Source organism: Luteibaculum oceani (assembly GCF_007995015.1).
Classification (GTDB): Bacteria; Bacteroidota; Bacteroidia; order Flavobacteriales_D; family Luteibaculaceae; genus Luteibaculum; species Luteibaculum oceani.
The window spans coordinates 1-13705 of the sequence record NZ_VORB01000016.1; the positions used below are offsets into that span (position 1 = coordinate 1).

Genomic DNA, 13705 nt, shown 5'->3' on the forward strand with positions numbered 1-13705 from the left:
AAGGGAATAGGACTTGGCAGTCCTAAGGGGTTATAAGTAATCTATTTTCTAAGCATTATGAAAGAAAGGGATTAGCTAACACAGATCCAGGTTTAGCCTAGAAGGGAATAGGACTTGGCAGTCCTAACGGGTTATAGTTATCTATTTTCTAAGCATTATGAAAGAAGGGGATTAGTTAACACAGATCCAGGTTTAGCCTAGAAGGGAATAGGACTTGGCAGTCCTAACGGGTTATAGTTATCTATTTTCTAAGCATTATGAAAGAAAGGGATTAGCTAACACTGATCCAGGTTTAGCCTAGAAGGGAATTAAGCCTTACCAGTCCTAACGGCCTGGTGGTCTTTTTTTCTACCCAAAAATCTTGAAAGCAAGCTTTCAGACTTTTTGGGTAGAAAAAAAGCCCTGGCTTAATTCTGCCAAGGCTTAATCATCGAGTGCCCGAGACTGGATTCGAACCAGCACGCACGTAGTGCACCACCCCCTCAAGATGGCGTGTCTACCAATTTCACCACCCGGGCTTAAACTCAAACTTAGCGCTTACTAATCGGAGTGCAGTAAGCATAAGGAGTTAGCGGCGGCAAAGATAGTATTAACTCTTAATTATTCCCATTCCCGGGAGGGGAACTTTACTTCCGTTTTTTAGGCGAAGGGCATATACCGATTTGTAGCTATCGCTATTAATGAAATATGCGTCTAGTTCCTCCCGGGTAGCTGGGTCAAGTAGGGGCATTAGGGGTTGATCCACCTCAAAAAGTTTGGGTAAGGCCAGTTGAATTTTTTGGTCCCATTGTTTGTAGTAGCGATCAAAATCGTCGGGCTTTATGGTTTTACGGCAACAATCTTGGCCGCAAGAAAGATTCATTTCTTCGTCTAGATTAAAAATGCCGTACTCGTCGGTAATTTGTTCTCCAGGTTCTATGTCTCTTATGGCAATTTCAAAACCATAGCCTGTGCTAATGCTATTGCAATTGCAACAATGGTTTACATATTTGGCAAAATCCCAGCTTACAATGCGGTTTCCGTTTTCATCGCGATAAGAATAGCGGTCTACCATTTTTTTCATATCTGGCGACTGAAGGAGGTATTCTGTAGGAGTAATTACCAGCTCTAAACTGTCTTTAACGTATACAATGGTTCCGCAGGGAATATTTTCGGTAGCGAAAACGCCGTAACCTACTTCCTCACTAATAAATTGAATTTTTGTTTTGGGATGTATCATCTCAGGTTAAATTGAAATACAAGCCAAAATCCTATTCCGAATACCTTAATTTCTTGGGCTTTCAAAATTTGGGGACTCGGTATTTATTTACCGACTCGGATATGCCTCTACTACATGTTTAAATGCCTGAAATATTCCCGTAAATGAAAAGAAAAAAACAATTGAAAATACCGCTTTAATCAATTTTAGCTAGCTCTTTATCTATCTGGCTAACAAGTAGTTGTATGCGTTTTTGAATGTCTTTGTAAATTCTAATAGTAAAGCGACGATTCTCTATCATACGGTTGAGCAATTCGAAATAAAGTTTTTGTTCCGATTGGTATAGCCACCACCTATTCTTTACTCCTACAAGTACTCCGTTTTCGTCAAACATCAAATGTCTATGCAATATTGGGCGCATTTCGGGTAAGTAGTGCTCGGTGTACTGCATTTCGGAGTATTCTTCTTCTAATTTTTCTATCATCTCGTAGTAGAAGTCATAAAGCGTAATAATTTGATATCTCAAGCTATCATTGCGAATTACTTCCAAACCTCTAGATTTTAAAGACTCGTAACCACTGGCATTCTGAATGGAAATGAAATTTCTCCAAAGGGTGTGGTAAGAAATGAGAAGGCTGTCTTTTTGTACTTCCTTTCCAGAAGCTAATTTCAAAAATGTAGTCGCTGCCTTAATTCCCGCCTTGTGCCCACTTATGTTCACTTCAGTATCGGATATATCAAGTTCGAGGCCATTTTTGATTTCAGTGAGGATTTTCTCCTCTGTAACCCTCAATTTTTTCTCCTCATTCCATCGGTTTAAGGCAAAGGCTAGGGTAACGCCCAGAAAGACCGAGCAAAGTTCAATGATAAAACGAGCAAGTTTGGAGGGGTTGTTTCTTTGAACTCTCACGATGGGTTGGATTGGGTAAGAAAAGTAACAAAAAAAAGACCGAACTAGGTCGGTCTTTTTATTGATGATTTATAGGATGTTATTTCTTAACAAGTCTTGATACTGCTTTTTGGTCACCGCTTTTAACAATTACAATGTAAACTCCAGCATCTTCATTGCTTAAATCGAGCTGTACTTTGTTAAACGACGCTGCAACTACAGCTTGCTGATAAACCACTCTTCCGGTAATATCAGATACTAGAATACTAGATTTTTCATCTGTCGCTAGTCCTCTAATCGTTAATTCGGCGATGTTAAAGGTGGGGTTTGGAGCTAACTCTACGCTAAGTTCACCTGCGCTATATTGCATTCCAGCGGAAGCCGTAGTGTTGGCACTAGAGATGTTAACAGTATAATCTTCAACCTCCCCGTAGCTGAACGTTTCACAAGGACTCTGTGCGCCATTATACTTCATGCTTACTCTTAGGCGAGTATTTCCATTTAAGGCGCTACTCGGGATGGTAAAGCTTCCTGAAACGTTGGAGCTTGAAGTAGATCCAGCATCGAAAACCAGCTCGCCGCTATCGCTAAAATCTCCGTCTTGGTTCAAATCCACCCATATTTTCCAGTATTCTGGATAAGAGTTTGTTCCGAACAATCCGCTAGAGAAACCCGGTTCCAAAAGTAGGTTGTAACTCACTCCTTTACTCAGAGCAAATGCAGAAGAGGTGAAGTCGCCATAACCACCGTTGTTTCCTGAATTGTTTACAAAGTTACCCAGAGTAATTTTCTTGATCCACTCATCCGAGGAGTTGTTTCCTTTAGAAGCACAGTAAGAAGGTGGGGTAGGAGGAGCTTGATCGGTAGTAAATGAAATGGATCCGCTATAGGCGCTGGTATTTCCGTTGCCACAATCAGATGCAATTCTTGCTTCATATCCTGTGCTTGCTTGTAATCCAGAAATGGTTACTGAAGTATTTGTGCTTGTAACAGTAGTCCAAGAACCACCACTTACCCTGTAATCTACAATATAAGAGCTCGCCGTAGCTTCTGCATTCCAACTTAAGACTGCGGAGTTGTGAGTAACCGATGAGCTTGCAAGTCCCGTTGGAGTATTACACGGTTGCGGAACGTCTTCCAGAATACTAACGGTATAATCCTCTACCTCACCATAGCTAAACGTTTCACAAGAAGATTGAGCAGCGTTGTACTTCATGCTCACTCTCATACGAGTGGTGGTATTCGAAAGTCCGGACTTAATTTGCATGCTGCCCGTTACGTTGGTATTCGAAGTAGATCCAGCATCAAATGCCAGTTCTCCAGCATCTGTAAAGTCGCCATCTCCGTTGTAATCTATCCAAATCTTCCAGTATTCTGGATAGCTGTTAGATCCAAATAAGCCTCCACCTGAGAAACCAGGGTCTAAGTCTATAGCATATGAGCTACCAGAAGTTACGGTTAGCGTTTGATTAGTGAAATCGGCATATCCACTATTGTTTCCGGAGTTGTGGTTAAAAGAACCAATTGTAATGGCTTGAATCCACTCATCTGATGTGCTATTTCCGCGAGATGAGCAGTAGCTGACTTGATCACTTTGGGTAGTTCCAGTTACCGTAGAGCTATAGGCACTGCTTTCGCCAGAGCAATTGGATTTTACTTGGTATTCATAGGTGGTGGAAGGAGCAAGTCCCGTATGAGCGTAGCTGGTGTTAGAGGTGGTAATGGTAGTCCAGCTTCCTCCTTGAGGTCTAAATCTTAAATCGTAAGAATTTGCAGATGAAGCAGCATTCCATGAAACATCTATACTAGTCTGGGTGGCGTTGGCTGTAGATAATCCTGTTGGAACAGCACAAACATTTCCTTCGCTACACGTAGTTAAACAGTTTGCATTTGCTACTCTATCGCGGATAAGGTCTCCAGGCAGTGGTCCAAAACCATTGTTAAAATTAATTCCATGGCTGGTAAGGTGACAGTAGCTCATAATGGTACCCCCATTTTGAGGTGCTGGTCCTGGTAAACAGGCGCCTTCCTGCGTGTAGCAATTATCAATAGGACCACCTGGCCATGAACAAGAATGGGTGTGAGGAGAACCTAAGTTGTGACCAATTTCATGGGTAATTACCTCTACTGTCCAAGAGTAGGTTGGTACATTACTGTAGTAATCATAGATACCGCTATACGCGTAATTGTATGTGTTGTTACATAAAACGTCAACATAGGCAATACCTCCGTTAGATGGCTTTAAATCGATTAAATGACCTAGGTCTCCATTAAAGTTTGGACGAGTAGCTCTAAACTGATCTAGGTTTGATGTAGAACTTGCTCCTGTATACGGTGAAGCAGTGTTCCAAACAAAAATTTCGGAAATTTTTACCGTTAAATTATCATTGGCATAAAGTGTGGCTACTTCGTTAAATACCGCTGAAATGTAGTTTTTAGCACCATTTACGGATCCTTTATTTTGGAATACGTCGTAGTCTAGTTCGAAATAAACATTTACACACTTAGAGCTATTTTTTCTGGTGTTGTCTCTACTAAATTCTCTAACCTTTCCGGTTTGTTCTTTTGCCGAACAGAAGTTTGGGAATTCCGTAGGTACCTGCCCTTCGTTGTATAAAATGTAGGTCTCGGTTGGGTTGCCCTTTTTATCTAACATCTTTCCAAGCGTGTAATTGATTCCGTCTAGCGCAATTAAGGCTTGAATTTCATCATCAAAAACCGATACACTCACAATAGAGTTAGGTGCTCCCTGAACAATCCCACGAAAAAACTTACCGCTATTTTCATTGGGAACTATTCCTTGCGGAGTATTAAGAATAAAATCGTCTGAATACAACGAAACTTCTTCAAGAATTAAATCCCAGTTTCCAGAAAAGGAGGGAATACTAATTGCGGTTAGTTCAGTATTCGACTTAAGGTGTTTCCTTAAAAGTTGGTTGTTTACAGAGAGTAGTTTGGCCTCATCAATACCTTCAGGTAAGGCAGTGAGGTTTTTGAGGTTCTCTGAAATGGGTGAAAAAGGTTGGATGGAATGAAGCGTGCTGGTCCTTTCTAATTTGGCTTCGATGGATTTAAGCACTGCTTTTTGTTGCGCATTTCCTGCTATGAATAGTAGCAGCAGGATGGCCAGACCAATGGCCCGTTTGGTAAAGTTATTCATAAAGGTGGTTTTAAGGTAACAAGATTCCAATCAGTGAGGGTGCGATTGGATTTTTGTTTGATTATTTCTTCGTTGAAATTATCTAATAATTCGTCGGATACAAGCAAAATAAGGGTCTAATTGCGTTAGGGGTCTAAAAAATTAGTCTAATGAGTTGGAATCTTGACTTTATAGTCTAAAGTAACGATGGAGTAGTATAAAAACTAAGAAAGCCTTGTTTTACAAGCTGTATAGGGTTTTTCTGGAATGATATTTGGGAAAAATGAAATTCTCCAAACAAAGTATGGGTAAATAGGATGCTAGTTAATAATATTTCCTAAAGAGTTGATTTGATCTTAAAATACCACTTAATTTTGAATTATTTTTTGTTCAGCGTATAAAATATGAGGAGCGGTCAAGGGTAGGAATTCAATAGGAAGAAGGGTAAGGGAAGTGGAGCTACTTCCCTTTTCAATTATAGATGTAAATGTTTAATAATCTTTCTGTCGAGGATTTGATGACGGTCTATATACTCTCCTTAGCAATTGTTTTATGGATTGTAGATAGTTCTTTAATTGCAGCCGACCCATACCAAGGTTTTAATTTCCTAGTTAACCAACCACTTTGGATAGCTGGATCGGTGCGGGTGAGTGCTGCAGCTTCCACAGTGTCACTTACATCGAAGATGTATATTCCTCTTAGATCTTTGCTGTCCAAAAAAGGACCCGCCATAACGAGTTTGCCTTCTTCCGAAAGCCTTTTTATGTTATCCATGTGGGCACGCTGCATTTTGGCAGTAGTGTCGGGATTTGTAGATCTGTTTTCACCCTTGTATAAAAAGGCCATTACATAGGTTTTCATGCCGTAGTCATCGGCGCCATAAGCTTTGGCTTTTAGGGAGTCAAATTTTGGAATTTCGGAGTGATGATGTTCCTTGTCTGCTGATGGGGGTGATTGCTTGCAAGCGCTTATGTTAATGATAACAGCCAATAAAAAAACCGGAAAGAAGTATTTCATGCCACCTTTTTCCGGTTAATATAACGAGTTATTGATTTTATCTTTCCTCTTCGTAAAAGATCTGGTAAAATTTCCTACCCGATTCATCTACACCTTTTTTAATCTTGCTTTTGTCGCCATGGATATAGATGTGAAAGTTTTTATCCAGCTTTAGTATGCTCTTAAATACTTTACTAGAGTTTCGTACAGCGGGTTTAGAAATGGTGAATTCCTCTCTGGGAGCAACTTCTAATTCTTCTCGCTGTTCGTTTTCGAAATTTCGAAATGAAGCGATCATGTTTGGATCTTGGAATACATTTTCTTCGAACTCTTCTTTTTTGAATTGGTCGTTCATTTTAAAGTATGCCGAAGATCTATTAAGTAAATCTATTTGATCCGTTTTATCCACCTCGTATTCATGTGGAATTTGTTGTGTGATAAAGGATTTAGTTAACGAAATCACCTGGTTGGTTGCGTTAACATGATCCTGCTTGAGTCCGACATTTACAAATTCCTTTTTCCAGAAATTGGTTTCTTTACTTACGTTGTCAATTAGCTGTATGGTAAAGGGGGCGTCGGTGTCAATAACCAAACATGCTTTGTCTAGTTTGTTGGCGCCAATTCCTTGCTTAAACTCAAGTCTACCGTGGGCTCCAGTTTCTAAAAAGCTTTCTTTTTGTTCTACCTTGTATATACCCACTGCTTGGTAATCGGCTTCATCAACGGTAACTCCCGAGTAGCGTATAATAAAAAGGTCTCCATTTCTAATGTTACCATGACTCGATACCTCGAGTAAGTGGGTGAGTACATCTTTAGTGTGTCCTTCGAGGCTAGCTTCTTCGAAAATGTTATTGCAAATGCAGTAAAGCGGGTTGAGGTCTATGTCAATGGAGTGCTGAAATTCGTAGGTTTCAGCTATGCGAGTAAAGGGTTTAAGAAAAATCTTTTTGATGATTTCTCCCTCTTCTTCATCGGGGCTGTATGTATTTGCTAGTGGGGTGTAGTCGGGATTGTCTAATTCTACTTTGTAATAGATTAACTCCTCTACAATCGCGTTTTTAATTTGCTCTATCATCTAGCGGTAATTTAAGGCAAAGTTAGCCTTAGAAAGTGTATAAATGACACTTGAGATTTATTAATTACCAACGACGTCCTAAGTGGATAATGTATCCCAATGTGAATTGAAAACCAGAAGTTAGTTCGGTGGCTCTGTCTTCCTCGTCCCGTCTATTTTGAGCAAACCATCCACCGGTTTCCCAAATAAAGTTCCCGAATTTTGTGTGTAGCTCTCCACCAATTCCCAAAGGAACTACAAAGCCATAGCGGTAGGTTTTTGGGTCGAAAAAGTATATGGTGTATCGGGATTGATCGTATTCTCCAGGCTTGTTGTTTTCGATGAGTAGCGTATATCCCAATCCAAATTTCATGTACCAGCGGTGACGCGTTCTTATGTCGCCATCACCAAGAAATTGTTTCCAGTAAAATGAAAAGTGGGAGGCTTGTAAAGTGGAATTTACCTCTACCGGTATTGATTCTCCATTATCATTTGCCGTTGCAAATACGGTGTAACGGTCATCGAGCTTTTGCGGTAAATAGAAGTTTAAATCCACTCCAAAAGCCCTGAAAACCCTACTGTATTTTCTTCTTTGATGTAAGCGAACGGTATACTCAGATCCAAGTCCAATTCCAACCGAGCTGTATTCTCCCATTCCATAGAAATGACCGGTGGGAATAACACTTATTTGCGCTTTCACATTTGAATTGGAAAGCAGGGCGCCAATGAAACACAAAATCAGTCCTCTAAGTAGTGTCGACATGTAGGAAGAAATTATGTGGGGAAACTACAAAACTAAATGCAACTATTTTAAATAGAAAGCACAACTAGTTATACCGATAACTGCGATGAGCTGGCTTACGAGATTTTGGTGTGCGGCTTTTTGTGGGTTTTCTATTGCCCGAACTTTTAGCTCTTGCGGCCTTATAGGCTTTGGACTGTCCAAAACCTTTTCTTCTACGAGATTTTGATCCAGAACTTCTACCTCCAGTATCAAAGGCAAACCTTGCTCCAGCAGCTAATATGGTTCCAGCGCCAATATTTACCTGTATTGCTTGATCATTTACTTCATTGGCTGGTAGAAAACCATTGGCTTCGCCGAATAAAAGAATATTTGGTGTAATTCTAGCTTCTAGTCCAATCCCGAGTCCAAGAGTTGGACCACCTGCTCCGTCTTCTTCATCGCGCAAAATGCGGTGGGTGTTTCTATCAAAATCTTGGTCTTGTGTACTTAGTTTGGTTTTAACTATCTGGTAATCGACAGTAGCTTTTATGTAAGAGGCTATTTTGCTATCAACATAATTGCCGAAGAAGTAGTATTTGCCAAACACGGAAAAAGCGTAAGCAGTATGGGTTTCGGTAAAAACAACATCTTGTGGTTCATCCCAACTGCTATAGGGATAGGCAGTCAATTTTTCTTCAGAAGAAATGGGAAGGAAATAACTAAATCCGCCGCCCATAGACATCTTACTAATAAGCGATTTATCTCCTTTATATGCGAACTCGAAATCAAGACCTGGACCCGTTGCAAGTACGTAGGTCATTGAGTATCTTTTAAAACTGGGAGAAATACTTACTTGGCTCTTTGATATAGTTGGAAATAATATAGAAAGGAATAATAAGGGTAGGAGTTGTTTAAAATTCATTGGGATTATGGAAAATGGTTGGTGCAATAAAAAATAGACGGGTCGAAAGAAGCTTGGTTGCTGAGAATTAAAAAAATGTTAATAAACAAAAAAGCCACTATGCGGTGCGTAATGGCTTTGTGATCCCGCTGAGGTCATTTATCCGTACAGTAACTAATTAATTACCAGTCTTTTACTTTTTCTTGTGGGACGAATCGCGGTCGTTTTTTACTACAAACGCTTTGAGAAGATCCATGAATTTTGGATCATTTGGGTTAATAGAAACGGTTAAGCTTATTGGGCTTTCCGCTGCGTATTCGCCTTTTTCTTCATCAGCAATACTCAGATCCGTATTTGTTTCCACATTGCTTTTTACTACTTCGTCAAAATCAAAAAAGGATTCCGATTTAACTTTAAATCTTTTGCAAATAGGAAGTAATAACTCAGCTTGTATGTGGTAAATGCCTCGCTCCATTTTACTATACGACTGGTAATCCCAATCTATATCTCTGGATAGCTCGGTTTGTGATAAACCAAGGGTTTCGTGAACCTTTTTAAGGTTTTTCAAAATCAATATAGTCTCTTGTTTAAGATCTGCTTTACTCACCTTACGCCTTTTGTACAAATTTCCGCTAATGCGAGGCTAAATGCAGTCTATATCCGACAATCAAGCAGCAACTTTTATGCCTATTTTATCTAGTACCGACAATAATTGTATATAAAAGACAAAAAATGCATACCTATAGACATAATAAACACCAATTCGGCTGTTATTCTGACAATTTAGCTTATGGAAAAATGAAGACGGACATTATAACTGTTGATGACCTACGAGAAATAAATTAGCACCTAGGTTTTGGCAACCGAAGGCTTATTGCCAAGTAGCTACCCGGCGTACAATACTAAACGGTTAGAGATATTCTAAATCCAAGAGAAAACCTAGCCATAACAGGAAGGGGTGTCGATGTCTACATCGCAGCAAAAGAGATAATAAACCAGCGGAAAAGAAGGCTTATGGCTAATAGCTCTCACAAGCAATTCAATGCCTGGAAAGCTAAAAACAATCATTTATTCAAATAAATCAAAATCGAATGTTATGGTAAAGCAAATTACCAACCTTAAGAAGGGGATAGAGCGGCTATCACTGGTACCTAAGAAATAAAATGAGGAATTGAGGTAATGGATAGTATCTTCCTTGAATGCAAGTAAAATATCCAGGTATAAGGAAGCCCCATAAAGGATAGCAAGGTCAAAAATTCACTAAGTTGTTCAATTAATTTTGCTATATAAATTTGTCATTAAAAAAAATAATTTATTTGTTGTGCCAAACAAATAAATTATTAAATGAAATTAAATATTTATGTGTTAATCACAATAATGGTCTTTGTGAGCGCTTGTCAAAAAGAAGAGATTCCGGTGAAAAAAGAATACATCCCTGACTCCCAATTGATTGGGTTCTCAGATTTCCCAGAGGAAGGTTTATTAATCCTAGGGAAGCAGCTAAAAAATCCCTATTCATTGGAGGTGATGAAAAGATCTAAGGATTCTTTAATGATTTTGGGAAATGATTCGTTAAAATATTTAAACGTAAGATTGACACATTATTATGTAAAGTTTAAACCTAAGAATGAAGATCAAAGAAGAATGCTAAAGAGGGACACCAGCGTAATTTATTCGGAGGTGCCGTTACTTTATGAAATTAAAAAAGGAGGCACTTATTATAAAGATCCAACCTTACCTGATAGTACTCCAAATCCATTATACACTTCTGTTTCAGTTGCACATTCGTTCCCTCCGGGTATTGATTATGATATTATTGACGAACAGTATTTCCCTGAGGAAATGGAGGATGAAATTCTTTCAAACGTAATTGACGAGCTGGTAAATGGCGCATTACATCTTACCAATAATTTCACCGAGCCTCTGGGGATCAGTTTTAAACGTCCTTCTAAATGGAGACCCTCCGGAAGGATAAGGGCTTGGGATGATCTTGTTGGCGGTTTGGTACCTGTGTATAAGGCAAAAATTCGTACTACTAGATATACAAAACAAAGAGAAACTTATACTGATTTAAATGGTTATTATACTATTTCTACTCAATACAGAAGAAAAGTTAGATATAGACTAATCTGGGAAACAAATGATTATGACCTTAGGGTTAGAAGTATCTTTCAAGCTCGGTATACGGGCCCCTGGAAAAAAGAATCCTGGAACTTGGATGTCCAAAGCCACTTTGGTGAAACAAAAGGGCTTTCGGCAATTCATAGAGCCAGTGCGAGATATTTTTATAGAAACATTGAAGATCTTACACGGCCTACCAGTGGTGGTCCTAAATACAAGGTTGCCTATGACCACGAGGAAACGGAAGGCCCTCTTGGCGTTAATAATGGGCACAATGAACCAACGGGGGTATTTAATTCAATTAGAATCAAAGGAAAAAATAAAAATGGAACTCAAAGAAAGGTAAGTCAAATCCTGAGTACTACTATTCATGAGTGGGGACATACTACACATAGACAAATTGCCGGAGTAATACGTTATTTTTTAGTTAACAATGTAATTACAGAAAGTTGGGCTAGAGCAATACAAGCCTTTATAGTTCCTCTAGAGTATAATGATCTTGGTGTTTTTAATACAGGTAATTATAAAGATCCTACATTTCGATCATATGTAGATAATCAAGCGTATAATAAAGAAACTTATGTAACAGACCCCGTCCTTAAACCCTACTCCCCGCTATTCATAGACCTAGTGGATAACTTTAATCAGTTTGTTGATAAGGGTTATGGTGGTTGTTCATTCGGGTATAAAGATGATTTTAAATATATTTCAAACACTTTTAGAGATTGCTTTATCGCTGAGGTGCCAACTGGTGAAGAAGGGTTTATTTATTTGGACAACCTTTACTATACACCAGTAAATTGTTGTGACTGCCCAGTTCCAGGAAGTTTTTATGACGGCGCAAATTGTAAAGTTCTGGATGTCCCCGATAATTGTATTGCACAATTAGTTAAAAAGCCAGGGCTAATTGATAAGTTATATATAACACCAGAAATGGATATAAGCGCTGATGATTATACTGACGAAATATCAGGATATTCTCCTGGTTTCATAGAGAAGGAGATTATTGCTATAGTTGATGAAACAAATGAGAAAAACGCTATAAATAGAGTGCGATCTATTTTATTAGATTTAGACAAACCTTATGGTGTTTCCAGAAAGGGTATTGACTTGTATTTTGAAAGCTTTTTAGATAGAAGATGAAAATAAATGTGCAATTAATTTTGTTTTTGTGTTGTACTGTGCTCTTTAGTTGCAGCAAACATAAGTCTGATTCGTTTGAAACAACGGATATTGTAAAGTTTAAAAATTCTACAACTCACAAGTTAATATTTGTCCCATATTTTTTTCCAGTTCATTCGGATGGTGTCTCGCGGGATACAATATTGGTGGAGATGGGGGAAACTATAATAGGTTCAGAAAATATTCTTGGTGCTTCTAGATCACCAGGTTTTACTGAGCCGTGGGTTTATTATCGTTCCGACTATATTCCTGAAGGTCAACTTATTATTGATGATACACTAAAAATTAATTTTTGTTCATCATCTCAGTATGACTCTTTACAAAGATCTATCGGGCAAAAAGTAAGTTGGTTAATAGAGGAGACATCTGCGGGAAATAACTTTGCAGTTTACAAAGTAGCTTATGAGTTTACAGAGGAATACTACCAAGACCTTCTAGACGTATGGGAAGAAAAAAAGGAATCTCCTTGCCATTAATATAAAAGTGACAATGGTTCATCTGTTTGAAGTGACTGCAGTATGAATTATTAAAACAAATTAATCAAAAGGACAGGGACATTGTTTTAAAAAGTAAATCCTTGTAAGTTAATAGGAAAGGCATTTTTTTTAAGGGGAGATTTTGTTACTTACTATCCATTTTACCACTATTTGATATGGGATGAGCTGGTAACAATTCTTTTTAAGAAAATACAATCCGTTTCGAAGAAATGGGTTATATGTGCAGTTGTAGGGATTTGTTACCTTTGCTCCAAGACACAGGGAAAACGCCCACCGTACCGGGTGAGCGTTTGTCAAGCAGAATTTACCGCATTGCGGTCAGATTTCATTTTAGGATACTGCTAAACATAGTCTAGCAGTATATTTCCAAGGATTCGTACAGCCAAGTACGTTAACCCCTTTTCCAGGAGGCTTAACAGCCTCTTTTTTGTTCTAATCATAATTTATAATAGGCTTCAATTAATAATTGTAAACCCTAGATAAATACTTTATACAAAAATACCCCTTAACCCTCAGTATACCAACTAAATAATATTTTACTGATATACTTTCTATAGCTTTTAATACAAACTTCCTAATATGTTTCTCAGTTATCAATCCCAAAATGGGTTGACTTTTAAATAAAATTTTAGCATGGCCTGAGTAAGTAGTCTAGTTGTTGTTGTTTTACTACATTATTATGGATCAAGACAAAAAGTTGTGGAGAAAGTGAATTGTAAGTTCTTCGCAAAAATTCAATTTGATGTCTGATTTGAGCCTCCTTAAGCTGTTATTACCCGAATACCTAGTTGATTATTTTGATGTGTTAAAGCATGAAAGTCATGGCGAGCAACTGCAGCTTTATTTTGAAGAAAAGAATAAGGCTCCAATGGAGTACGCCAAAAATAAGCTCAGCTCAAAGGGTTTTCATCAGGAGATAACGATTCAAGACTTTCCTATTCGAGGACAGCATGCCTTTTTGCACATCAAACGGCGTAGATGGATGAATCACGACTCTGGGATGG

The 13705-nt window shown here is 38.5% G+C and carries 11 protein-coding genes and 1 tRNA gene; 3 read left to right on the forward strand and 9 right to left on the reverse strand.

Annotated elements, in window-relative coordinates:
- Window positions 1–435: 435 nt before the first annotated feature.
- The 9 genes from FRX97_RS12010 to FRX97_RS12050 form a co-directional block, all read right to left on the reverse strand.
- A tRNA-Leu gene (locus FRX97_RS12010) sits at window positions 436–518 on the reverse strand.
- 71 nt (window positions 519–589) lie between these two features.
- Window positions 590–1219 (reverse strand): SET domain-containing protein, encoded by a 630-nt coding sequence (locus FRX97_RS12015; protein WP_147015469.1) that lies wholly within the window; start codon window positions 1217–1219, stop codon window positions 590–592.
- 175 nt (window positions 1220–1394) lie between these two features.
- Window positions 1395–2108 (reverse strand): DUF6090 family protein, encoded by a 714-nt coding sequence (locus FRX97_RS12020; RefSeq protein WP_147015470.1) that lies wholly within the window; start codon window positions 2106–2108, stop codon window positions 1395–1397.
- 79 nt (window positions 2109–2187) lie between these two features.
- On the reverse strand, window positions 2188–5247 hold the full coding sequence (locus FRX97_RS12025) for a GEVED domain-containing protein (protein ID WP_147015471.1): 3060 nt from the start codon (window positions 5245–5247) through the stop codon (window positions 2188–2190).
- Between the two features lie 504 nt (window positions 5248–5751).
- The gene (locus tag FRX97_RS12030) at window positions 5752–6243 is read right to left on the reverse strand and encodes a YciI family protein (protein WP_147015472.1); all 492 of its coding nucleotides are present in this window, start codon (window positions 6241–6243) and stop codon (window positions 5752–5754) included.
- A 37-nt stretch (window positions 6244–6280) separates the two neighbouring features.
- Window positions 6281–7297 (reverse strand): nucleoid-associated protein, encoded by a 1017-nt coding sequence (locus tag FRX97_RS12035; RefSeq protein ID WP_147015473.1) that lies wholly within the window; start codon window positions 7295–7297, stop codon window positions 6281–6283.
- 64 nt (window positions 7298–7361) lie between these two features.
- Window positions 7362–8039: a hypothetical protein gene (locus tag FRX97_RS12040; RefSeq protein WP_147015474.1), complete on the reverse strand. Its 678-nt coding sequence runs from the start codon at window positions 8037–8039 to the stop codon at window positions 7362–7364.
- A gap of 64 nt (window positions 8040–8103) precedes the next feature.
- A complete protein-coding gene (locus FRX97_RS12045) occupies window positions 8104–8820 on the reverse strand; it encodes a hypothetical protein (RefSeq protein ID WP_147015475.1) in 717 nt (238 codons plus the stop codon).
- Window positions 8821–9094: 274 nt separating this feature from the next.
- Window positions 9095–9508, reverse strand: a complete 414-nt coding sequence (locus FRX97_RS12050; protein ID WP_170227137.1) for a helix-turn-helix transcriptional regulator — start codon at window positions 9506–9508, stop codon at window positions 9095–9097.
- Window positions 9509–10245: 737 nt separating this feature from the next.
- Here FRX97_RS12050 and FRX97_RS12055 point away from each other — a divergent pair.
- From FRX97_RS12055 to FRX97_RS12065, 3 genes are all read left to right on the forward strand, one after another.
- Complete coding sequence (locus FRX97_RS12055; RefSeq protein ID WP_147015477.1) at window positions 10246–12165, forward strand: hypothetical protein; 1920 nt, start codon at window positions 10246–10248, stop codon at window positions 12163–12165.
- A 191-nt stretch (window positions 12166–12356) separates the two neighbouring features.
- Window positions 12357–12680 carry a hypothetical protein gene (locus FRX97_RS12060; protein ID WP_147015478.1) on the forward strand — a complete coding sequence of 108 codons (324 nt, stop codon included), beginning with the start codon at window positions 12357–12359 and terminating at the stop codon, window positions 12678–12680.
- A gap of 763 nt (window positions 12681–13443) precedes the next feature.
- Window positions 13444–13705, forward strand: a 262-nt coding sequence (locus FRX97_RS12065; RefSeq protein WP_147015479.1) for an ISAon1 family transposase N-terminal region protein, incomplete at its 3' end; no start/stop codon positions are given.

Bases quoted from the DNA above. Each gene is read 5' to 3' on its own strand.
- FRX97_RS12015 (WP_147015469.1), bottom strand. From the start codon at position 1,219: ATGATACATCCCAAAACAAAAATTCAATTTATTAGTGAGGAAGTAGGT.
- FRX97_RS12025 (WP_147015471.1), bottom strand. From the start codon at position 5,247: ATGAATAACTTTACCAAACGGGCCATTGGTCTGGCCATCCTGCTGCTA.
- FRX97_RS12030 (WP_147015472.1), bottom strand. From the start codon at position 6,243: ATGAAATACTTCTTTCCGGTTTTTTTATTGGCTGTTATCATTAACATA.
- FRX97_RS12035 (WP_147015473.1), bottom strand. From the start codon at position 7,297: ATGATAGAGCAAATTAAAAACGCGATTGTAGAGGAGTTAATCTATTAC.
- FRX97_RS12040 (WP_147015474.1), bottom strand. From the start codon at position 8,039: ATGTCGACACTACTTAGAGGACTGATTTTGTGTTTCATTGGCGCCCTG.
- FRX97_RS12045 (WP_147015475.1), bottom strand. From the start codon at position 8,820: ATGACCTACGTACTTGCAACGGGTCCAGGTCTTGATTTCGAGTTCGCA.
- FRX97_RS12055 (WP_147015477.1), top strand. From the start codon at position 10,246: ATGAAATTAAATATTTATGTGTTAATCACAATAATGGTCTTTGTGAGC.
- FRX97_RS12060 (WP_147015478.1), top strand. From the start codon at position 12,357: ATGGGGGAAACTATAATAGGTTCAGAAAATATTCTTGGTGCTTCTAGA.